This window comes from Saccharopolyspora hordei, assembly GCF_013410345.1.
GTDB classification, from domain to species: domain Bacteria; phylum Actinomycetota; class Actinomycetes; order Mycobacteriales; family Pseudonocardiaceae; genus Saccharopolyspora; species Saccharopolyspora hordei.
Genome location: NZ_JACCFJ010000001.1, coordinates 1,023,191 through 1,044,449 on the forward strand (window position 1 = coordinate 1,023,191; position 21,259 = coordinate 1,044,449).

16 protein-coding genes, 3 tRNA genes and 1 pseudogene are annotated in these 21,259 nt (G+C 72.1%); 10 read left to right on the forward strand and 10 right to left on the reverse strand.

The annotated features are described in order from the left end of the window. Window positions 1-102: 102 nt before the first annotated feature. Window positions 103-1,224: a 5-methyltetrahydropteroyltriglutamate--homocysteine S-methyltransferase gene (locus tag HNR68_RS04810; RefSeq protein ID WP_179718035.1), complete on the reverse strand. Its 1,122-nt coding sequence runs from the start codon at window positions 1,222-1,224 to the stop codon at window positions 103-105. Window positions 1,225-1,377: 153 nt separating this feature from the next. Between HNR68_RS04810 and HNR68_RS04815 the strand changes: the two genes are divergently transcribed. Next, complete coding sequence (locus HNR68_RS04815) at window positions 1,378-2,529, forward strand: FAD-dependent monooxygenase (protein ID WP_246330391.1); 1,152 nt, start codon at window positions 1,378-1,380, stop codon at window positions 2,527-2,529. A 57-nt stretch (window positions 2,530-2,586) separates the two neighbouring features. On the opposite strand, the gene HNR68_RS04820 is transcribed toward HNR68_RS04815, so the two are convergent. Together HNR68_RS04820 and HNR68_RS04825 are read right to left on the reverse strand one after the other, a co-directional pair. Continuing rightward, complete coding sequence (locus HNR68_RS04820) at window positions 2,587-3,417, reverse strand: aldo/keto reductase (protein ID WP_179718039.1); 831 nt, start codon at window positions 3,415-3,417, stop codon at window positions 2,587-2,589. A 245-nt stretch (window positions 3,418-3,662) separates the two neighbouring features. Beyond that, a complete protein-coding gene (locus tag HNR68_RS04825; protein WP_179718041.1) occupies window positions 3,663-4,871 on the reverse strand; it encodes an MFS transporter in 1,209 nt (402 codons plus the stop codon). Window positions 4,872-5,257: 386 nt separating this feature from the next. Here HNR68_RS04825 and HNR68_RS04830 point away from each other — a divergent pair, with 386 nt between their 5' ends. Then, window positions 5,258-6,688, forward strand: coding sequence for an arylsulfotransferase family protein (locus HNR68_RS04830; RefSeq protein ID WP_218888197.1), 1,431 nt, complete (start codon window positions 5,258-5,260; stop codon window positions 6,686-6,688). 3 nt (window positions 6,689-6,691) lie between these two features. Here HNR68_RS04830 and ctaD read toward each other — a convergent pair whose 3' ends face one another. Then, entirely contained in the window at window positions 6,692-8,404 is a 1,713-nt protein-coding gene (gene ctaD / locus HNR68_RS04835; protein WP_179718043.1) for an aa3-type cytochrome oxidase subunit I, read from the reverse strand. A gap of 171 nt (window positions 8,405-8,575) precedes the next feature. Next, a complete protein-coding gene (locus HNR68_RS04840) occupies window positions 8,576-9,151 on the reverse strand; it encodes an SACE_7040 family transcriptional regulator (protein WP_179718045.1) in 576 nt (191 codons plus the stop codon). An 87-nt stretch (window positions 9,152-9,238) separates the two neighbouring features. On the opposite strand from HNR68_RS04840, the gene HNR68_RS04845 reads away from it, so the two are divergent. From HNR68_RS04845 to HNR68_RS04855, 3 genes are read left to right on the forward strand one after another with little or no spacing between them, the layout of a single operon-like run. Then, a complete protein-coding gene (locus HNR68_RS04845; RefSeq protein ID WP_179718047.1) occupies window positions 9,239-10,852 on the forward strand; it encodes a carboxyl transferase domain-containing protein in 1,614 nt (537 codons plus the stop codon). Window positions 10,853-10,892: 40 nt separating this feature from the next. Beyond that, on the forward strand, window positions 10,893-12,977 hold the full coding sequence (locus HNR68_RS04850; protein WP_179718049.1) for an ATP-binding protein: 2,085 nt from the start codon (window positions 10,893-10,895) through the stop codon (window positions 12,975-12,977). After that, window positions 12,977-14,134, forward strand: a complete 1,158-nt coding sequence (locus tag HNR68_RS04855) for an acyl-CoA dehydrogenase family protein (RefSeq protein WP_179718051.1) — start codon at window positions 12,977-12,979, stop codon at window positions 14,132-14,134. Before HNR68_RS04850 ends, HNR68_RS04855 begins: the two co-directional genes overlap by 1 nt. Before the next feature lie 31 nt (window positions 14,135-14,165). Here the strand turns inward: HNR68_RS04855 and HNR68_RS04860 are convergent, their stop codons facing one another. Both HNR68_RS04860 and HNR68_RS04865 read right to left on the reverse strand, forming a co-directional pair. Then, the gene (locus HNR68_RS04860; protein WP_179718053.1) at window positions 14,166-14,732 is read right to left on the reverse strand and encodes a hypothetical protein; all 567 of its coding nucleotides are present in this window, start codon (window positions 14,730-14,732) and stop codon (window positions 14,166-14,168) included. Between the two features lie 325 nt (window positions 14,733-15,057). After that, window positions 15,058-15,279: a heavy-metal-associated domain-containing protein gene (locus HNR68_RS04865; protein WP_179718055.1), complete on the reverse strand. Its 222-nt coding sequence runs from the start codon at window positions 15,277-15,279 to the stop codon at window positions 15,058-15,060. Between the two features lie 231 nt (window positions 15,280-15,510). Between HNR68_RS04865 and HNR68_RS04870 the strand changes: the two genes are divergently transcribed. The 4 genes from HNR68_RS04870 to HNR68_RS04885 all read left to right on the forward strand — a co-directional run bounded on the left by HNR68_RS04870 (window position 15,511) and on the right by HNR68_RS04885 (window position 16,588). Continuing rightward, on the forward strand, window positions 15,511-15,750 hold the full coding sequence (locus tag HNR68_RS04870) for a hypothetical protein (RefSeq protein WP_179718057.1): 240 nt from the start codon (window positions 15,511-15,513) through the stop codon (window positions 15,748-15,750). Between the two features lie 561 nt (window positions 15,751-16,311). Next, window positions 16,312-16,384, forward strand: a tRNA-Glu gene (locus tag HNR68_RS04875). A 24-nt stretch (window positions 16,385-16,408) separates the two neighbouring features. Then, a tRNA-Asp gene (locus HNR68_RS04880) sits at window positions 16,409-16,485 on the forward strand. A 29-nt stretch (window positions 16,486-16,514) separates the two neighbouring features. Continuing rightward, a tRNA-Phe gene (locus HNR68_RS04885) sits at window positions 16,515-16,588 on the forward strand. A 66-nt stretch (window positions 16,589-16,654) separates the two neighbouring features. Here the strand turns inward: HNR68_RS04885 and HNR68_RS26650 are convergent. Both HNR68_RS26650 and yczE read right to left on the reverse strand, forming a co-directional pair. Continuing rightward, window positions 16,655-17,650, reverse strand: a pseudogene (locus HNR68_RS26650) (tyrosine-type recombinase/integrase); the annotation flags it as partial. 283 nt (window positions 17,651-17,933) lie between these two features. Continuing rightward, window positions 17,934-18,605 (reverse strand): membrane protein YczE, encoded by a 672-nt coding sequence (gene yczE, locus HNR68_RS04895; protein WP_179718059.1) that lies wholly within the window; start codon window positions 18,603-18,605, stop codon window positions 17,934-17,936. A 60-nt stretch (window positions 18,606-18,665) separates the two neighbouring features. On the opposite strand from yczE, the gene yczR reads away from it, so the two are divergent. After that, on the forward strand, window positions 18,666-20,111 hold the full coding sequence (yczR, locus tag HNR68_RS04900) for a MocR-like transcription factor YczR (RefSeq protein WP_179718061.1): 1,446 nt from the start codon (window positions 18,666-18,668) through the stop codon (window positions 20,109-20,111). Between the two features lie 291 nt (window positions 20,112-20,402). Here the strand turns inward: yczR and HNR68_RS04905 are convergent, their stop codons facing one another. After that, window positions 20,403-21,209, reverse strand: a complete 807-nt coding sequence (locus HNR68_RS04905) for a prolipoprotein diacylglyceryl transferase (RefSeq protein WP_179718063.1) — start codon at window positions 21,207-21,209, stop codon at window positions 20,403-20,405. Window positions 21,210-21,259 lie beyond the last annotated feature (50 nt).

Below are 21,259 nucleotides of genomic sequence, written 5' to 3' on the forward strand. Positions count from 1 at the left end.
GACCGCGGGGGGACGTCCGCGATTCCCGTGGGGATCGCACCGGTCCGAGGCTCCGAGGCCCCGAGCCCGTGCGGGCGTCGGGGCCGGGCCTCGAGCGCGGGGTCAGCCCCAGACCTCGGCGGCGGTCTCCACCACCAGGCGGAGCTTGGCCACCTCCTCGTCGTAGGTCAGGGCGTTGCCGTCCTTGGTGGAGGCGAACCCGCACTGCGGCGACAGGCACAGCTGGTCGAGGTCGACGTAGCGGGAGGCCTCGTCGATGCGGCGCTTGAGGTCGTCCTTCGACTCCAGCGCACCGCGCTTGGTGGTGACCAGGCCGAGGACCACGACCTTGCCCTTCGGCACGAACCGCAGCGGCTCGAAGCCGCCGGAACGCTCGTCGTCGAACTCCAGGAAGAACCCGTCCACCTGCAGCTCGTTGAACAGCGCCTCCGCGACGAAGTCGTAGCCGCCCTCGGCGACCCACGACGAGCGGAAGTTGCCCCGGCACATGTGCGTGGTCACGGACAGGGTGTCCGGCCGCCCGCGCAGCGACTCGTTGATCAGCTCGATGGTCTGCAGGTGGTGGTGCTCGGCGTCGTCGCCGCGCGCGGCGAGCTGGGCGCGCTGCTTCGGGTCGTTGAGGTAGGCCAGGCTGGTGTCGTCGAGCTGCAGGTAGTGGCAACCGAGGTCGGCCAGCGCGCGCACCTCGGCGCGGTAGGCCGCGGCCAGGTCGGCGCGGAACTCGGCCAGGTCCGGGTAGACGGTCTCGTCGATGGCCGCCCGGCCGCCGCGGTAGTAGAGCATGCCCGGCGACGGGATGGTCAGCTTCGGCGTCGCGGTGGTGACCTTCTCGCAGAGGTAGGTGAAGGCCTCCTCGAAGATCGTCCTGCTCAACCCGACCTTGCCGGTCACGTGCAGGTCGGGCGTGGCGAACTCGACGTCGCCCTGCTCGTTGTGGAACTGCACGGTGAGGTCGGAGTCCTCGACCTTCTCGACGCCGTCGAGCTGGTACAGGAAGTCCATGTGCCACGAGCTGCGGCGGAACTCGCCGTCGGTGGCGCTGTGCAGGCCGACCTCTTCCTGCATGGCCACCACCTGCGCGATCGCCTCGTCCTCGACGCGCCGCAGTTCGGCGTCGTCGATGCGCCCGGCGGCGTGGGCGTCGCGGGCGTCGAGCAGGGCTTGCGGTCGCAGCAGGCTGCCGACGTGGTCGGCCCGGTACGGTGGGGATACACGAGGGCTCATGCCCGCAACATAGTTCTCCGTCACGATCGTGCCTAGACGTCGTTCGCGAGAGGTCCCGGGACGCCCGGGTTGTGAGCAAGGACAAATCGGTACTACCGGTCTGGTGGATAAAATCGACGCGACAGCTGGCGTCGGGGCTGACGGATGGAGACGATGCGGGTTCTCGTGATCGGTGCCGGAGTCGGGGGACTCGCCATCGCCAACGGGCTGGTCGCCCAGGGTCACGAGGTCCGGGTCTTCGAGCACGCCGACACCCTGCGCACGACCGGCGCCGGCATCACCGTCTGGAGCAACGGCACCGCCGCGTTGCGCGACCTGGGCATCGACATCGAACCGGTCGGCCGCCGGCTGAACAGCCTGCGCGCGCTCACCGACACCGGCCGGTTGCTCTGGGAGGCGGACCTCCGCGAGGTCACCGAGCGCCTCGGGTCCCCCACGGTCCAGATCGCCCGCCGCACCCTGATCGCCGAGATGGCGGCCGCGCTGCCGCCCGAGGTGCTGCACTTCGGCAAGCGCTGCGTCAGTGTCACCGAGCGTCCCGACGGCGTCACCGTGGCGTTCGCCGACGGCAGCAGCGCCACCGGTGACCTGCTGGTCGGCGCTGACGGGCAGCGTTCGGTGGTACGCCGCGAGGTGCTGGGCGGTGGCCCGGCCAAGCCCACCGGCTGGGCGAGCTGGCAGGGCCTGACCCGCAGCGACCTGCCCGTCGCGCGGGGGCACCGGACGCTGAACATCGCGGGCCGCAACGCGCACTGCGGGCTGATCCCGACCGGCGGCGGGCTGCTGCACTGGTGGTTCGACATGCCGTGGAAGGAGGGCGACCCGGTGCTCACGGTCGCCGACCTGCGCGCGGCCTTCCGCGGGTGGCCGGACCCGGTCGAGGAGCTGCTGGCCTCGGTCACCGACGACGACCTGGGCTTCTTCCCGCACGTCCGGCACAAGGTCCCGCAGGTCTGGGGCGGTCCGCGCAGCACGCTGCTCGGCGACGCGGTGCACGCGATGCCGCCGGCGGTGGCGCAGGCGGCCAACCAGACGCTGGAGGACGCCTGGTTGCTCACCCAGTACCTCGCCGACGCCGACGGTGACCTGGCGCCGCGGCTGCGCGCCTACGAGCAGGAGCGCCGCCCGCGCGCCCTCAAGGTCTCGCGCACGGCGGCCCTGACCTCGGCGCAGCGCAGCACGCCGCTGCAGCGCCTGGCGAAGTTCCCGGGCTGGCTGGCCACCCGCAGCCAGGTGGTCTCCCTGCGCTCGGGCAGCAACGTCCTCCGCGGGGCGGCGCCGCGCCCCGCCTACCAGGCCGCCTGACCCAGGACGCGGAACGGCCCGCCGCGCCGGGTGGCGAGGCGGGCCGTCGTGGGCTCCTCAGGCGCCGAAGGTGTCCGGGTCCGGGCCGACGCGGACGCCGGTCTCCAGGGCCGAGATCGCCTTGACGTCGTCCTCGGCGAGCTCGAAGTCGAAGACCTGGATGTTCTCCTTGATCCGCGACGGGGTCGCCGACTTCGGGATCGCGATGTTGCCCAGCTGCACGTGCCAGCGCAGCACGATCTGCGCCGGGGTCTTGCCGTACTTCTCGGCCAGTGAGGCCAGCGTCGCGTCCTCGAGCAGGCCCTTGCCCTGGCCCAGCGGGCTCCACGCCTCGGTGGCGATGCCGTGCTCGGCGTGGAACGCGCGCAGCTCGGCCTGCGGCAGGTTCGGGTGCAGCTCGATCTGGTTGACCGCGGGCACCACGTCGGTCTCGTCGAACAGCCGCTTCAGGTGCGAGACCTGGAAGTTCGACACACCGATGGCCTTGGCGCGGCCTTCCTCGTGCAGCTTCTGGAACGCCTTCCAGGTGTTGACGTACTCGTCCTTGGCGGCGACCGGCCAGTGGATCAGGTACAGGTCGACGTAGTCCAGGCCGAGCCGCTGCAGGCTCTCGTCGAACGCCTTGAGGGTGCTGTCGTAGCCCTGCGCGTCGTTCCAGAGCTTGGTGGTGACGAACAGGTCCTCGCGCTTGATGCCCGATTCGGCGATCGCCCGGCCCACGCCCTCTTCGTTGCCGTACACCGCGGCGGTGTCGATGCTGCGGTAACCGGCCTCCAGCGCTGCCTTCACCGGCTCCACGACCTGGTCGGCCGGGATCTGGAAGACGCCGTAGCCCAGCTGCGGCATCGCTGCGCCGGTGTTCAGCGTGATGTTCGGAACCTGTGTCATGTGGGTGCTTTCCTCCGCCGATGTCGGGTTCGTCGCCGGCCGCGCGAGGGCCGGCACCAGGTGGAACCGATCCAGTTGATCGTGGATTCCCGCCACGAGGTGTGGCCCGTGCCGCAGGCCACGGTAGGCCAGCCGGTGCCTGGTCGCTCACGCAGTGTGGTGGGAGTGGCGCCCGGTGCGAGGACGAGGCGAAGCGCCCCACGCGGGCCGTCGCGTGGGGCGCTTCGCGGGCTGCGCCGCTGCGGTCAGCGGACGTCGACGGACTCGGCGGTCCGCTCGGCGCGGTGGGAGCTGACCAGGCCGGTGCGCCGGGGCCGGCGGTCCAGCCAGCCGGACACCAGCGCGAAGGCCAGGCCGACGAGGGCCAGCAGGGCGCCGACCCAGCTCGGGGCGGTGAGCCCCAGGCCCGCCGCGATGACCAGGCCGCCGAGGTAGGCGCCCAGCGAGTTGGCGATGTTGAACGTGGACTGGATGCTCGCCGAGCCCAGCGCCGGGGCCTCCTTGGCCTGGTCCAGGATCCGCGCCTGGATGCTCGGGATGGCCGCGAAGCCGGTCGCGCCGATCAGGAACACGGTGATCGGGGCCAGCACGGCGCTGTGCGCGGTGAACACGAACAGGCCGAGCGAGGCGGCGAGCGCGGTCAGGAAGACGTGCAGCGTCCGCATCGGGTTGCGGTCCGCGAGCCGCCCGCCGACCGCCGTGCCGACGGTCATCCCGACGCCGAACAGGGCCAGCAGCGGCGTGACCGCGGTCGGCGAGTAGCCGGTCACGTCGGTGAGCACCGGCTTGATGTAGCTGTAGAAGGAGAAGGTGGCGGCGAAGCCGAACACCACGACGGCGAACGCCAGCCACACCTGCGGGCGGCGGAAGGCGCGCAGCTCGCCGCGCAGGCTGACGTCGGTCGGCTTCGGCTGCGCGGGCACCAGGGCGGCGACCGCGGCCAGCGCGACCACGCCGATCACCGCGACCAGCCCGAACGCCCAGCGCCAGCCGAGCGCCTGGCCGAGCAGCGTGCCCGCCGGCACGCCGACGATGTTGGCCACGGTGAGGCCGATGAACATCATCGAGATGGCCTGGGCGCGCTTGTCGGCGGCGACCAGGCTGGCGGCCACCACGGCGCCGATGCCGAAGAACGTGCCGTGCGGCAGCCCGGCGACGAACCGGGCGCCCAGCAGCAGCTCGTGCGTCGGCGCGAACGCCGAGAACAGGTTCCCGACGGTGAACAGCACGAGCATGCTCAGCAGCATCGTCTTGCGCCGAGCGCGCATGCCCAGGACGGTCAGCAGCGGTGCGCCGATCACGACGCCGAGCGCGTACAGCGAGATGTACCCGCCGGCGTCCGGGATGGACACGTGCAGGTCAGCGGCGACCTCGGGCAGCAGGCCCATCATCACGAACTCGGTCGTGCCGATCCCGAACGCTGCGATGGCGAGGGCCAACAGGGCGATGGGCACAGGAAGTCCCCTCTGAACAGACGTGCCGGACGGTTGCGGTCGAGTCCTCGTCGCGCGCACGCCGGAGCGGCGCTGCTCGCACATGGCCGGGACGAGGAGGCGGTGGCAGGGAGACGGCTCGACGCAGGCGCTCCCCGGACGTGTTCAACAGTAGTCGTTCACCCCGCTGTTCCTGGAACGATTATGAACCGCGCCACGTCTGGCTTCGCTCGTTCGGCCCATCCGTGACGTTCCACTGTGGACGATCGTGGTGCGGGACGCACAACCGTGGCGCGGCGCCGCTGTGCGGTCTGGCGAACGTGGAAACTTTTCGCAACTGACTCCCGCCCGCGCACTGATCGGTGATAGCCCTCGTCGGGACCCGACCCCGGTGGACGGAGGGCCCGATGCGCTCGAGACTCATCGCGATCCTGTTCGCGGCGATCGCACTGCTGGTGGGGACGGCACTGCCCGGCGCGTCCGCGCCGGTGCTCGGGACCGCCGAGCCACCGGAGCCGCACCACTTCGTCACCCGGCCCGACCTCAGCCCGCCGGTGGTGCGCATCGACACCCCGGCGAACGGCACCGAGCCCGGCGGCATCTTCCTCGCCCCGCACGGCACCGCCGCCCAGAGCGGCCCGATGATCGTCGACGACCAGGGCCAGCCGGTCTGGGTCAAGCCGGTCGGCGACGGCGACCAGCTGTTCACCATGGACTTCAAGGCGCAGACCTACCGGGGCGAGCCGGTGCTGACCTGGTGGCAGGGCGCGCCGCGCCCGGGCTACGGCGAGGGCGAGTACGTCGTGCTGGACCGCTCCTACCGGCAGATCGCCACCGTCCGGGCGGGCGGGGGCCTGCGTGCCGACCTGCACGAGATGGTCATCACCCCGCGCGACACCGCGCTGCTCATCGCCTACCACACGGTGCAGCGGGAGCGGCCCGTCGTGGAAGGCGTCATCCAGGAGATCGACATCGCCACCGGCGAGGTGCTGTTCGACTGGCGCAGCCTGGACCACGTCGCGCTCGACGAGTCCACGGTCCCCGAGCCCGAGGACCCCGCCGCGCCGTACGACTACCTGCACCTCAACTCGGTCTTCGAGGACGCGTCGGGCGACCTGCTGGTCTCCGCGCGCCACACCGACACGATCTACCAGCTGGACCGCGAGACCGGCGCGGTGCAGTGGCGGCTGGGCGGCGAGCGCAGCGACTTCGCGGTCGACCCGGACGCGGTGTTCGCCCGGCAGCACGACGCGCGCTGGCAGCCGGACGGCACGATGAGCCTGTTCGACAACGCCTCCAGCGAGCCCGGCCCGACCTCGCGGGCCCTCGTGCTGGCCGTCGACCAGCAGGCGCGCACGGTCGGCGTGGTGCGCCAGTTCGCCCACCCCGGCGGTGGCACGAGCGTCAGCCAAGGCGACCACCAGGTCCTCCCGGGCGGCGGCAGCTTCGTCGGCTGGGGATCGCAGCCCGAGTTCACCGAGTTCGACGCGAACGGCGAGGTGGTGCTGCACGGTTCGTTCGGCGACGGCATGCCGTCCTACCGGGCGTTCCGCCTGCCCTGGACCGGCACACCCACCGACACGCCGGTCGCGGCGCTGCGCGAGGACGGCGGGGTCTCGACGGTCTACGCGAGCTGGAACGGGGCCACCGAGGTCCGCACCTGGCGGGTGCTCGCCGGCCCGGCGCCGGACCAGCTCCGCCCGGTCGCCGAGGTCCCGAAGACCGGCTTCGAGACCTCGGCCGCCCTGCCGGCTCCCGAGGAGTACGCGGCGGTCGAGGCCCTCGACGCCGACGGCCAGGTGCTGTCCCGCTCCGAACCGGTCCCGGCGGGGGCGTGAGCGCTACGACGAGGTCTCGCGCTCCTTCCGGCGCCGGCCGACGTGCGCCTCGACCTCCAGCCGTTCGGACATGTGCGGGTAGTGCAGCTCGAACGCCGGGCGGATCGACCGCACCCGCGGCAGCGACGTGAAGTTGTGCCGCGGGGGCGGGCAGGAGGTCGCCCACTCCAGCGAGTTGCCGTGCCCCCACGGGTCGTCCACCCCGGCCACCACGCCGTACCGGTAGCTCTTGAACACGTTGTAGAGGAACGGCAGCATCGAGCCGCCCAGGATGAACGCGCCGATGGTGGACACCACGTTGAGCGCGGTGAAGCCGTCGCTGGCCAGGTAGTCGGCGTACCGGCGGGGCATGCCCTCGTTGCCCAGCCAGTGCTGGACGAGGAACGTGGTGTGGAAGCCGACGAAGGTCAGCCAGAAGTGCAGCTTGCCCAGCCGCTCGTCCATCATCCGGCCGGTCATCTTGGGGAACCAGTAGTACACCCCGGCGAACACCGCGAACACGATGGTGCCGAACAGCACGTAGTGGAAGTGCGCCACGACGAAGTAGGTGTCGTGGATGTGGAAGTCCAGCGGCGGTGACGCCAGGATGATCCCGGTCAGCCCACCGAGCAGGAACGTCACCAGGAAGCCGATGGCGAACAGCATCGGCGACTCGAAGGTCACCTGCCCGTGCCACATCGTGCCTATCCAGTTGAAGAACTTGATGCCGGTGGGCACCGCGATGAGGAACGTGGTGAACGAGAAGAACGGCAGCAGCACCGCGCCGGTGGCGAACATGTGGTGCGCCCACACGAGCATGGACAGCCCCATGATGAGCAGCGTGGCGAACACCAGGCCCAGGTAGCCGAACAGCGGCTTGCGGCTGAACACCGGCAGGATCTCGGTGACGATGCCGAAGAACGGCAGCGCCACGATGTAGACCTCCGGGTGGCCGAAGAACCAGAACAGGTGCTGGTAGAGGATCGCGCCGCCGTTGGCCGGGTCGAACGCGTGCCCGCCGAGGTGCCGGTCGACCACCAGCCCGAACAGCGCCGCGGTCAGGATCGGGAAGGCCATGAGCACCAGCAGGCTGGTGGCCAGCATGTTCCAGCAGAAGATCGGCATCCGCCACATCGTCATGCCGGGGCAGCGCAGGCACACCAGCGTGGTGATCATGTTGACCGCGCCGAGGATGGTGCCCAGACCGCTGACGATCAGGCCCGTCGTCCAGAGGTCCCCGCCGATGCCCACGCTGTACTGCGCGCGCGACAGCGGCGGGTACGCGGTCCAGCCGAAGTCGGCCGCCCCGTTGGGCACCACGAACCCGCTGATCACGATCAGCCCGCCGAACAGGAACAACCAGTACGACAGCGCGTTCAGCCGCGGGAACGCCACGTCCGGCGCCCCGATCTGCAGCGGCAGGATGACGTTGGCGAAGCCGAAGATGATCGGGGTGGCGAACAGCAGCAGCATCACCGTGCCGTGCATGGTGAACAGCTGGTTGTACTGCTCGTTGGACAGGAACTGCAGCCCCGGGTTGGCCAGCTCGCCGCGGATCAGCAGCGCCATCGCCCCGCCGACGATGAAGAAGAAGAACGAGGTGATCAGGTACAGGATCCCGATCTGCTTGGGATCGGTGGTGCGCAGCCACGGCCCCAGGCGCGCGCCCTTGAGCGTCCGCCGCGCGTTCCAGGCCCGGGTGGGGATCGGTTGCGGTTCGATCCGGGTCGTGGCCATCTCCGCCTCCAGCTCGGTCCCGCTGCACCGCCTCGCTGGCCGGGTGCTTACCCACTGCCGGGCTCCCGCAACCACCGGTCACCGGGTGCGTTCGGCCGGCGGGGCGCGCGGGTGCCCTGACTTGCCATTGGACGACGTCAGGACCGGTCTCGCCAGCGCAGGCGGGGTCGGTCAGCTCGTGGCGCGGTCGATGGCGCCGAGGGCCATCGAGTGCAGCAGCCGGGACATCGCCTCGGTGTCCAGGTGCTTGCTGAAGGGCGTGGAGTTGATCAGGCCGAACACCGCGTGCGCGGTGGCGCGGGCGGTGGGCCGCTCCAGGTCCGGCCGGACCTGGCACAGCACGTCCACCCAGACCTCCACGTAGCTGCGCTGCAGCTCGCGGACCTTGTTGCGGTCGGTCTCGGCGAGGTTGTCCAGGTCGCGCATGTGCACGGTGATCAGCGCCGGGTTGGTCAGCGCGAACTCGACGTGCCAGCGCACCAGCCGGTCCAGCGCGTCGCGCGGGTCCGCGGCCTCGCCGACGCGGTCCTGCCCGCCGTGCAGCAGCCGGTCGCTGATGCCGGTGAGCAGCTCCGCGAGCATCGCGTCCTTGCTGCGGAAGTGCCGGTAGAGCGCGGGCCCGGAGATGCCCACGGCGCTGCCGATGTCGTCGATGCCCACGCCGTGGAAGCCGGCGCGGGCGAACTTCTCCGCCGCCGCGGCCAGGATCTGCTCGCGGCGGGTGGGCTTGCTGGAACCGGTGGACATCGGTGTCGATGCTAGACGAGTCGGTTAGTCGTCGTTAACATCGGTCGCGTTAACGCTGACTAACGTCCCGTGGAAGGTGTGCCCCGCATGGATGCGCCCGTCCTGCGCACGACCGCGGACCCGGACTCGGCGGAGTTCGCCCGCTACACCGAGGAGCACGCGAAGCTCGTCGAGGACCTCAACGCCCAGCTGGCCCGCGTCCGGCTCGGCGGCCCGGAGAAGGCCCGCGCCCGGCACGTGCAGCGCGGCAAGCTGCTGCCCCGCGACCGGGTGGACGCGCTGCTCGACCGGGGATCGCCGTTCCTGGAGCTCTCGCCGATGGCCGCGCACGGCCTGTACGACGACGAAGCGCCCTCGGCCGGCATCATCACCGGCGTCGGCCGGGTGTCCGGCCGCGAGTGCGTGGTGGTGGCCAACGACGCCACGGTCAAGGGCGGCACCTACTACCCGATCACGGTCAAGAAGCACCTGCGCGCGCAGGAAGTCGCCCTGCACAACAACCTGCCCTGCCTGTACCTGGTGGACTCCGGCGGCGCCTTCCTGCCCCGGCAGGACGAGGTGTTCCCGGACCGCGAGCACTTCGGGCGGATCTTCTACAACCAGGCGACCATGTCCGCCCGCGGCATCCCGCAGATCGCGGCCGTGCTCGGCTCGTGCACCGCGGGCGGCGCCTACGTGCCGGCCATGAGCGACGAGGCGGTGATCGTCCGCGAGCAGGGCACCATCTTCCTCGGCGGCCCGCCGCTGGTGAAGGCCGCGACCGGCGCCGAGGTGACCGCCGAGGAGCTGGGCGGCGGCGAGCTGCACTCCCGCACCTCCGGTGTCACCGACCACCTGGCCGCCGACGACGCCGACGCGCTGCGCATCGTCCGCTCCATCGTCAGCACCCTCGGCCCGCGCGCGCCGCGGCCGTGGGACGTCGCGCCGGTCGAGGAGCCGGTGGTCGACCCGGACCAGCTCTACGGCGTGGTCCCCACCGACAGCCGCACCCCCTACGACGTGCGCGAGGTCATCGCCCGCATCGTCGACGGCAGCCGGTTCGCCGAGTTCAAGCACGACTACGGCCAGACGCTGGTCACCGGGTTCGCCCGCATCCACGGCCACCCGGTGGGGATCGTGGCCAACAACGGCATCCTGTTCAGCGAGTCGGCGCTCAAGGGCGCGCACTTCATCGAGCTGTGCGACAAGCGTTCCATCCCGCTGGTGTTCCTGCAGAACATCTCCGGCTTCATGGTCGGCAAGGAGTACGAGGCGGGCGGCATCGCCAAGCACGGCGCGAAGATGGTCACCGCGGTGGCCTGCGCCCGGGTCCCCAAGTTCACCGTGGTCATCGGCGGGTCCTTCGGCGCGGGCAACTACTCGATGTGCGGCCGGGCGTACTCGCCGCGCTTCCTGTGGATGTGGCCGAACGCGCGGATCTCGGTGATGGGCGGCGAGCAGGCGGCCTCGGTGCTGGCCACCGTCCGCCGCGACCAGATCGAGGCGCGCGGCGAGCAGTGGTCGGCCGAGGACGAGGAAGCGTTCAAGCAGCCGATCCGCGACCAGTACGAGCACCAGGGCCACCCCTACTACGCGACGGCCCGCCTCTGGGACGACGGCGTCATCGACCCCAAGCAGACCAGGACGGTGCTCGGCCTGGCGATCTCGGCAGCGGCCAACGCCCCGCTGCAGGACGTCTCCTACGGCGTCTTCCGGATGTGAGGGCACCGATGACCAGTCGTGAGCCGTGCGAGGCGAAGGGATGACGATGCAGCACTTCGACACGGTGCTGGTGGCGAACCGGGGTGAGATCGCGGTCCGGGTGGTCCGGACGCTGCGCCGGATGGGCATCCGCTCGGTGGCGGTGTTCAGCGACGCCGACCGCGACGCCCGGCACGTGCGCGAGGCCGACACGGCCGTCCACATCGGACCGAGCGCGGCCGCGGAGAGCTACCTCGACGTCGAGCGGGTCCTGGACGCCGCCCGCAGCACCGGCGCCCAGGCGGTCCACCCCGGCTACGGCTTCCTCGCCGAGAACGCGGCGTTCGCCGAGGAGTGCGCCCGCGCCGGGATCGTGTTCATCGGCCCGCCACCGGCCGCGATCGAGTCGATGGGCGACAAGATCCGCGCCAAGCAGACGGTGTCGGCCGCCGACGTCCCGGTGGTCCCCGGCCGCAGCGACCCGGGCATGACCGACGCGGACCTGCACCGGGCGGCGGTGGAGGTCGGGTTCCCGGTGCTGCTCAAGCCCTCCGCCGGTGGTGGCGGCAAGGGCATGCGCCTGGTGCACGACGAGGCCGCGCTGGACGAGCAGATCGCCTCGGCCCGGCGGGAGGCGCGCGCGGCGTTCGGCGACGACACACTGTTCGTGGAGCGCTTCGTCTCCCGCCCCCGGCACGTCGAGGTCCAGGTGCTGGCCGACGCGCACGGCGGTGTCGTCCACCTCGGCGAACGCGAGTGCAGCCTGCAGCGGCGGCACCAGAAGATCGTCGAGGAGGCCCCGTCACCGCTGCTGGACGCCGAGACCCGCGCCCGCATCGGCGCCGCCGCGGTGAACGCCGCCCGCTCGGTGGGCTACGTCGGCGCGGGCACGGTGGAGTTCATCGTCTCCGCGGACCGGCCGGACGAGTTCTTCTTCATGGAGATGAACACCCGCCTGCAGGTGGAGCACCCGGTCACCGAGCTGGTCGCCACCGTCGGCGGCCGGAGCGGCATCGACCTCGTCGAGCAGCAGGTGCGCATCGCGGCGGGCGAACCGCTGGCCTGGACCCAGCAGGACGTCGTCCTCGACGGGCACGCCGTGGAGGCCCGCGTCTACGCCGAGGACCCGGCCCGCGGCTTCCTGCCCACCGGCGGTGACGTGCTCGCCGTGCACGAGCCCACCGGCCCCGGGGTGCGGGTGGACTCCGGCGTCCGCGCGGGCGCCCGGGTGGGCTCGGACTACGACCCGATGCTGGCCAAGGTCATCGCCTGGGGCACGGACCGCGCCGACGCGCTGCGCCGCCTGGACGCGGCGCTCGCCGACACCGCGGTGCTCGGCCTGCAGACCAACGTCGCCTTCCTGCGCGCGCTGCTGCGGCACGAGCGGGTGCGGGCCGGCGACCTCGACACCGGCCTGGTGGAGCGCGAGCTCGACGCGCTGGTCGCCGCGAGCGCCACCACGCCCGAGGAGGTCCACGTCGCCGCGGCCCTGGAACGGCTGCTCGCGGCCGAGCCGACCGGGCCGGTCGTCGACCCGTGGGACGTGCCCAGCGGCTGGCGGCTCGGCGAACCGGCGTGGAGCACCTGGCGCTTCGCCGCCGACGGCGGCGAGGTCGCGGTCCACGTCCGCGGCCGCGCCCACGACGCCGAGGTCGCCGTCGAGGTACCGGGCTCGACCGGTGCAGACGCGACTCCCGGGGAAGTCGCGGACCGGGCCGCGGCGGAGGTGCGCGGGGACGAGCTGGTCGTCACCCACCGGGGCCGCACCCGGCGGTACCGGTTCGCGCACGTGGACGGCACCACCTGGCTGGCCGCCGACGGCCACGTCTGGGCGCTCGCCGAGCACCGGCTGCTCGCCGACCGCGGCGGCACCACCGGCCGCTCCGACGGCGTGGTGACCAGCCCGATGCCCGGCACGGTGCTCGTCGCCGACGTCACCGCAGGTCAGCAGGTCACCAGCGGACAACGCTTGTTCGTCGTCGAAGCCATGAAGATGGAGCACTCCGTCACCGCTCCGATCGACGGCGTCGTCACCGAAGTGCACGCGAGGGAAGGACAGTCGGTCGGGCTCGACCAGCCCCTGGCTGTCCTCGTCAGTCCGCCGGACTCGCCAGCGGCGGCCGGCGCAACACAGGAGGCCCAGTGATGGTGGACCACCGGCTCAGCGAAGAGCACGAAGCCCTGCGCGACAGCGTGCGGGCCTTCGCCCGCAAGGAGGTCGCCCCGGTCATCGGTGAGTACTACGAACGCGAGGAGTTCCCGTACCCGCTGGTGCGCACCATGGGCGAGATGGGCCTGTTCGGCCTGCCGATCCCCGAGGAGCACGGCGGCATGGGCGGCGACTACTTCGCGCTCTGCCTGGCCCTGGAGGAGCTCGCCCGCGTCGACTCCTCGGTGGCCATCACCCTCGAGGCGGGCGTGTCGCTGGGCGTCATGCCGATCTACCGCTTCGGCAACGACGAGCAGCGCCGCACCTGGCTGCCGCGGCTGGCCCGCGGCGAGATCCTCGGCGCCTTCGGCCTGACCGAACCGGACGGCGGCTCCGACGCCGGCTCCACCCGCACCACGGCGGTGCTGGACGGCGACGAGTGGGTGATCAACGGGTCGAAGGCGTTCATCACCAACTCCGGCACCGACATCACCGGCCTGGTCACGGTCACCGCGGTGACCGGGGAGAAGCCGGACGGCCGCAAGGAGATCTCCACGATCATCGTGCCCGCCGGCACGCCCGGGTTCACCGTCGCCACGAAGTACTCGAAGGTCGGCTGGAACGCCTCGGACACCCACGCGCTGTCCTTCGACGACTGCCGGGTGCCCGCGGAGAACCTGCTCGGCGAGCGGGGCCGCGGCTACGCGCAGTTCCTCGCCACGCTCACCGAGGGCCGGGTGGCGATCGCGGCGCTCGGCGTCGGCCTCGCCCAGGGCTGCGTGGACGAGTGCCTGCGCTACCTCGACGAGCGCGAGGCGTTCGGCCGCAAGATCGGCGAGTACCAGGCGCTGCAGTTCAAGGTCGCCGACATGGAGCTGCGCGCGCACACCGCGCGCCTGGCCTACTACGACGCCGCGTCGCGGATGCTGCGCGGCGAGCCGTACAAGAAGCAGGCGGCGATCGCCAAGCTGGCCGCGTCGAACGCGGCGATGGACAACGCCCGGGACGCCACCCAGATCTTCGGCGGCTACGGGTTCATGAACGAGACGCCGGTCGGCCGCTTCTACCGCGACGCCAAGATCCTGGAGATCGGCGAGGGGACCAGCGAGGTCCAGCGGATGCTCATCGCCCGGGAGCTCGGCCTCCCGGCCTGACCCCCACCACGACCGGTGGGGGTCCCGGGCGTCACGCCTGGAAGCGGTTCTGCGGGACGGTGATCTCCTCGGTCTGCTCGACGTCGCCGTACGGCCTCGGCTCGGCGACCGGGGAGAACTGCTTCTGGGTGTCCTGTTCCGGCCACATCGGGTCCGCTGCTGCCGGCGGTGCCGGCGGCGGCGGACCCACCGGTGCTCCCGGCGGGACCGGCGGCGTGGGCGCAGCCGGTGGGGCCTGCGCGGCCGGCGGTGCCTGCGGGGGCTGAGATGCTGGCGGGGTCTGCGGGGCCTGCGGCGTGGGCGGCACCGGTCCGCCCGAGGCCTGCTCGTCCTCCAGAGCGAGGTGCTGCATCACCCAGTCGCGCGCGAGCGCGGCCGGGGAGGTGCCCTGCTTGGCGGCGAGCTCCTTGAGCCGCTCGTTGGCCATCAGGGGCAACCGGAGCTGGTAGACCTGCGCCGCGCCGAAGCGGCGGCCGGCCCCGGTGGACTCCACGTCCTCCTCCGGTGCCAGCGCAGCCAGGTACGACTCGAACTCGGGATCGGGTTCGGCCTCTTCGGCCGCCTTCTGCCGACGGCTGGTCTTGCGTCCTAGAGCCACGCGCCCACGATAACGGTTGGGTTGCGGCGCGCGAATCGCTGTGAGGCCGGTCACGGCCCGTGGTGGGTGCGCTACGCCGTGCTGACGCGGAGGGCCCCCGCGTCAGGGGGACGAACGCGGGGGCCGGAGGGGATCTCCACAAGTGCTGACCGGGGGTGTGTCAGCGACCCGATTGTGGCACGCGACAGGGTGGTTTGGGGAGCTCTCGACGCACGATTCGTGCGTACGGCATGCGGCGAGGGACTCCGGTCGGCGGTCTCGCGCAACGCATCGCGCCGGTGCCGTCGGGATCGGTGCGTCGCCCCCCCCGGTCAGCCGGTGGCGCTCAGTTCGCGCTCGGCCACTCGGTGAGGGTGTAGCCGGCCTCGGTGACCGCTGCGCTGACCGCCTCGCGGCTGAGCTCCTGCTCGCTGGTCACCGTCACCTGCCCGCTCTCCACCGCGACCTGCACGTCGGTGACGCCGGGCAGCTCGGAGAGCTCCTCGGTGACCGAGGTGGCGCAGTGGCCGCAGGTCATGCCGCTGACGGTGAACGTGCGCGTGGTCATGTGCGTTCCTCCCTGGGGCACCGCCCCCGGACGGGCGGCGCGCTGGACGACTCCGGTCGGTGTCCAGTGTGGATGATCGAGGTGGCCGCTCGTCGCGGGGCGAGCATCCGATGTGGATCGTGGTCGCGCCCGTGATTACTCAGCGTGCGAGTCAAATCACTCTCTGGGGGGCTGCGGGTGTGGACAACCTGTGGATAGCCTGCGCCGGTAACCCGAGGTCGGGGAGGCGTCATGTACGGGTCGCTGGACGTACGGAAGTTCTTGTGGCAGCAGGAAGACGGGCACGCTCGCCAGTCCGCGACGGTGCCCGCTCCGCGCACTGGCGAGCCCGCGCGGATCTCGCCGGAGCAAGTGCACAAGGCGAGGATGGCGGTCGCTCGCAGCGCGGAGAGCGCCGAGGATTGCAGGCTGTTGCTGGACATGCTGGGCTTGGCCCCCGACGAGGACGGTGAGCCGCCGGTCACCCGCTGAGGTGCCGCCCAGCGGTGTCGGCCGCTGGGCACAGCACGCGGGGCTCGGTGACCCTCTGGTGGTCGCGTTGATCAACCGATCGTGGGTCCCGTCGCTCGGACGGGCGGGATCGGCGAACGGTCTCCGCCTCGACTGCGGCGCCCCGGCCGGGCGTGGTGGCGTGCCGGTGGCCGCGCCGAGGGCTGCGGTGTGCCGGGCTCGCCCGGTGGTCGCGCCGGGCTGGGTTCGGGCGGCCGGGAGGTGCGGCGCGGATCACAATTCTCGACCATGTCCGTTCTGCCGGGTTCTCCAGCCGTGGTCGCCCCCTGGGCGGCCCGGGAGCGGCCCCGTCGCGAGGTGAGGACGCCCGGCGCGAGGACTCGAAAACTGCAGGTCAAGGCGGTAGTCTGGCCGTCAGGCGCAGGCTCCGCGAGGGGCCCGCGAGGGGGCGGCTGGGCCCAAGTGACCCCCCGTGTCAGGCCCGCTGGAGGCATGTCGTAAGCTTTAGTCACTGCCAACGGAGCGGACCTGAAAAGGGAAAGCCGGTTGGAGGCAAGGCCGGGTCGGTTCCGGATCGGCCAAGCCCCCATCGTCTAGCGGCCTAGGACGCCGCCCTTTCAAGGCGGTAGCGCGGGTTCGAATCCCGTTGGGGGTACGAACAACTGAAGAGAGCAAGCATGGCCCAGTGGCGCAGTTGGTTAGCGCGCCGCCCTGTCACGGCGGAGGTCGCGGGTTCAAGTCCCGTCTGGGTCGCCAAGGCGAACGGCATGGAGCCGGACGCTATCGGCCAGGTAGCTCAGTTGGTACGAGCGTCCGCCTGAAAAGCGGAAGGTCGGCGGTTCGACCCCGCCCCTGGCCACCGCCATGAGCTGCCAAAACGGCCCCACCGAGATCGGTGGGGCCGTTTTGGGTCTCAATCTGGGTCTCAGTTGGTGCCCCAGAAGTAGGTGTTCAGCCGGTCGGCTACGTCGTTTCGGACGGAGTCGATGACGTGCATGTACCGCTGCTTCATGGCCACCGACGACCAGCCCATGAGCTCCATCACGACCCGGTCAGGGACGCCGAGGATCAGCAGCACGGTGGCCGCGGTGTGCCGTGCGTCATGTAGCCGGGCCTCGCGGACGCCAGCCTCGGCGAGGATCGCCTTCCACTCGTCGAGGTCGTCGCGCGGGTCGATCGGCTTGCCGTTGGGCTGCGTGAACATCCACCCGCCGTTGTGCCACTCCGTGCCCGCATGCGCACGCTCGGCGGCCTGGGTCTTCTCGTGCTTGAGGATCAATTCGAACAATTGGTCGGGCAGTGTCACGGTCCTGCGCCCAGCCCTCGACTTGACGTCGACCTCGACCAACCCGCCACCGGTGCGCTGCGGACACCGACGGGCGTGGTCGGTGCAGTCGGGCGGGCATGGCGGCGGGCAAGCTCGCTTGTGGCGCTTGCAGCCCTCCTTGCACGGCTTGGTCCTGTGGTACTTCGCGCCGCACTGGTGCGGATTGGAGCAGCCGTGCCTCCACGTCCGACGCTGGAGCGCCTTGGTGATCCGCAAGGTGCGCTTCTGCCGGTTCAGTCGCTCCCACTTCAGCGCGAGGGACTCACCTTGCCGAGTGCCGAGAGCCAGGGCGATGACGTACCGGACGCCGTTCCTGCGCTTGAGCGCGGCCTCGATGACCCGCTGCATCTCCTCGATCTCAAGCGGTTCGATCTCTTCCTCTTCCACCCGCGGTGCCTTGGCGATTGCCACCGGGTTGCGCAGGATGTACTGCCGCTTGTACGCCTCGCCGAACGCTGTCCGTGCGGTTCGGTGCACCTGGTGCGCGGTCGCGGGCTTCAGCCCTGACTCGATCATCCGCAGGTAGAACCTCTCGAAGTACTCCGGGTGGTTCTGAATCCGGTCGAGCCGGTGCGCCCCCAGTCCGGGAATGAGGATGCACCGTCCGCGTCGGGCACGACTTCCTGGCCGCTCCGCCGCTGCCCGGCGCCGGCTGGTCCTCGACCGGCCCGTCCTCGACCTCGGCCCGGCACGCCGAGGTCGGCGCCCCCCCGATCACTGCCTGGACGACGACCCCGGGCTCGGCTGAAGACGGCCGCCGGCTCCGCGGCACCGGCCCGGAGATGAAGGACGCCCCCGCGCTCAACCGGCCTGGGGGTCACCGGGAGTGCGGGGGCGTCAAGGTCCACCCCTGGGGGTCAGGTGGACGGCGTCCATGCTACTGCGTGGTATCCAAGATGTCTCTAGGGGCAGAGATTTTTTTCTGACCGACCGTCGTGAATCTCAGGAACACCTGGGTCAGCGGACCGATCGCCGCAGCGTAGAGCGCGGTTCCGACCCCCACTGTGCCGCCGAGCACCCAGCCGCCGGCGAGGACGACGACCTCGATCGTGGTGCGGACCACACGGATCGACCACCCGGTGCGGGCGTGCACCCCGGTCATGAGGCCGTCCCGCGGGCCCGGCCCCAGCCGCGCGCCCACGTACCCGGCGGTCGCGAGCCCGTTCAGCACGACCGCCCCGGCCATCAGCGCGATCCGGCCCGGCAGCGCGTCGAGCCGCGGGACCAGCGCCAGTGTGATGTCCACCGCGAACGCGATGACGACGACGTTGGCCACCGTGCCGATGCCCGGTCGCTGGCGCAGCGGCAGCCAGGCCAGCATGACGAGCACGCCGGTCAGGGCGGTGACCGCGCCGAAGGTCCAGCCCAGCCGCTCGGACAGCCCCTCGTGCAGCACGTCCCACGGGGACAGGCCGAGCTCCGCCCGGACCATCAGCCCCATGCTGGCGCCGTAAGCGACCAGGCCGACGAGCAGTTGCGCGAGCCGCGGGACCGGTCTGCACCGGAGCCGGAGCGGGGAGAGGTCCACGGGGACCTTGCGGAAGGCCATGAGACCTGTATAGAGCAGGATTGGCCTCGACTCGATGGCCAATCGGACTAGGGTGGTTCCATGGTGTTCCCGGTCACCGCGCAGCTCCGCGGTCGCAAGCTCGCCGAGCTGCTCGGCCCCTGGCACGGCGCGGACCGGCCGTCGTCGTCGCTGCTGGCCGTGGCGGTGCGGCACCTGGTGCTGGACGGCCGGCTGCCACCGGGTACCCGGCTGCCCGCCGAACGCGAACTCGCGGAGAGCCTCGGCGTCAGCCGCACGCTGATCACCCGCGCGCTGGACCGGCTGCGCGAGGAGGGGTTCGTGGCCAGCCGCCGCGGCGCCGGGTCGTGGACCACGCTCCCGGACGCGGCGCGCGCCACCGGAGCGAGCGGCGGCTGGTACCCGCCGGCCACCCCTGAGGTGATCAACCTCGCGCAGGCCGCGCCCACCGCGCCGCCGGAGCTGTGCGCCGCGGTCGACCGGGCCCGGGTGCGCCTCCCCGAGCACCTGACCGGACACGGCTACCAGCCGCACGGCCTGCCGCTGCTGCGCGAACGGATCGCTGAGCGGTTCACCCAGCGCGGCCTGCCGACGACCCCGGAGCAGGTCCTCGTCACCCACGGTGCCCAGCACGCGTTCGCCCTGGTGCTGCGCATGCTGGTCTCCCCGGGCGAGCGGGTGCTCGTCGAGCACCCCACCTACCCGAACGCGCTGGAGGCGCTGCGCGGTCTGCACGCCAGGCCGGTGGCGGTGCCGATGGTCGAGGACGGCTGGGACCTGGAGCTGCTGGCCGCGACCCTGCGCCAGACCTCACCCCGGCTGGCGTACCTGCTCCCCGACTTCCACAACCCGACCGGCGTCCGGCTGGACGCCGAGGGCCGCGCCCGGCTCGCCCGCGCGCTGGCGCGGACCTGCACGAACGCGGTCGTCGACGAGACCCTGGTGGACATCGACCTCACCGGTGAGGAGCCACCGCCGCCGATGGCCGCGCTGACCGAGCGGGTGATCACCGTCGGATCGGCCAGCAAGTCGTTCTGGGGCGGCCTGCGGCTGGGCTGGGTCCGGGCGTCCGAGGAGTTCGTGCAGCGCGTGGTCGCCGGGCGGGCAGCGCTGGACCTCGGCAGCCCGGTGTTCGAGCAGCTCGTGCTGGCCGAGCTGCTGACCGACGCCGACGAGGTCCTGGCCCGTCGGCGGGCCGAGGTGGTCGAGCGGCGGCAGTGCCTGGTCGACGCCCTGCGCGAGCACCTGCCGCACTGGCGCTTCCGGCTCCCCGACGGCGGGCTGGCCCTGTGGTGCGACATCGGCGAGCCGGTGAGCAGCCGGCTGGCGGTGGCCGCTGAGCAGCACGGGGTGCGCGTCGCCCCGGGCGCCCGGTTCTCGGTGCACGGGTCGCTGGAGCGCTGGATCCGCGTGCCCTACACGTTGCCCGGGGACCAGTCGGTGGAAGCGATCCGGCGCCTCGCCGCAGCGGCCGGCACCGGGTGCTGCGGCAGCGGCCCGACGATCCTCACCGCACCCCTCGCCTGAGCTGCGGCGCGGCCGCCCGGACGGACCGGGACGGCCGGCCGCGCGCCGCCGCCCGCACATCGGCACGGCCCCTCGTCGTGCCGATGTGCGGGGCGTGCGGTTGGTGTCGCCCCGGTGCCGCAGGGGCATGTGCGGCACCGGGGCCGGGGCCCACGCCTTCACGGGTCGGCAGGTCAGTGACGTCGCCGGGAGGCTCGTGGGCCCCGATCCGAGTCGGCCGGGCGCAGACGACCGACTCGGAGCTGGGGTGTGGTGGAACAAGCGTCACCGCCGGAGCGGTTCGGTGCAGCGTCAGTCGGGAGATGCCGACGGTTCGGCGGACGACGTTCCCAAGACCGGGCGGTCTTCCGGGCGCGGCACGCCGAGCGCCGACGGGTGAGCCAAGCTCGGGCCGGTGGGGAGGACGACCAGCGCGGTGCGCAGGTCGTGGGCGCCGCCACCGTTGCCGGACGCGGGCTGGGACGGCGCGTCGGTGCCGTGGTCACTGTCGTCCAGCGGTGCGGTGCCCGCTGGTTCGGCGGGGTCGGGCGCGCGCGGTTCGGCCGCGCCGCGCGGGTGGTCGCTCGTCGCGGCGGTCGTTGCCCGGTCCGGTGGCGCGCCCAGCTCGACGCGTGGTGCTGCGTCGGGGCGTGGTGGCTCCGGCGGCAGCGTGGTCGGTGCCGCCGGGGTGGCCGTCGGGTCCACGGCGAGCTCCGCGGCGAACGGTGCCGCCGGGGCGGTCGTGGCGATGTCGGGCAGCTCGGGTTCGGCCGGCTGCACCTCGTCCAGGTCGGGTTCGGCGGGCTCGACCTCGTCCAGGTCGGGCCTGGACGGCCGCAGCTCGTCCTCCTCCGGTACCGCGGGCCGCGCTCCACCCCGCTCGGCCGGCCGCAGCTCGTCCAGCTCGGGCCGCAACTCGTCCAGGTGAGGGTGGGTGACGCCCGGCTCGGTCGGGGTGACCTCGACCCGAGGCCGCTCGACGTCGGGCGGTTCGACGGCCTCGGCGACCGCGCCCCCGCCGAACCAGCCAGCCGCGCAGAGGCCGCCGAGCAGCGAGACCCGCGCGACGAGCAGGGCGAACCGCGATCGGGGACCGCGCTGCGCGCAGCTTCCGGTCACGATCACCACCGCCCTGTCGGTCGGGTCCGCGCCGCCGAGCGCGGCATCGC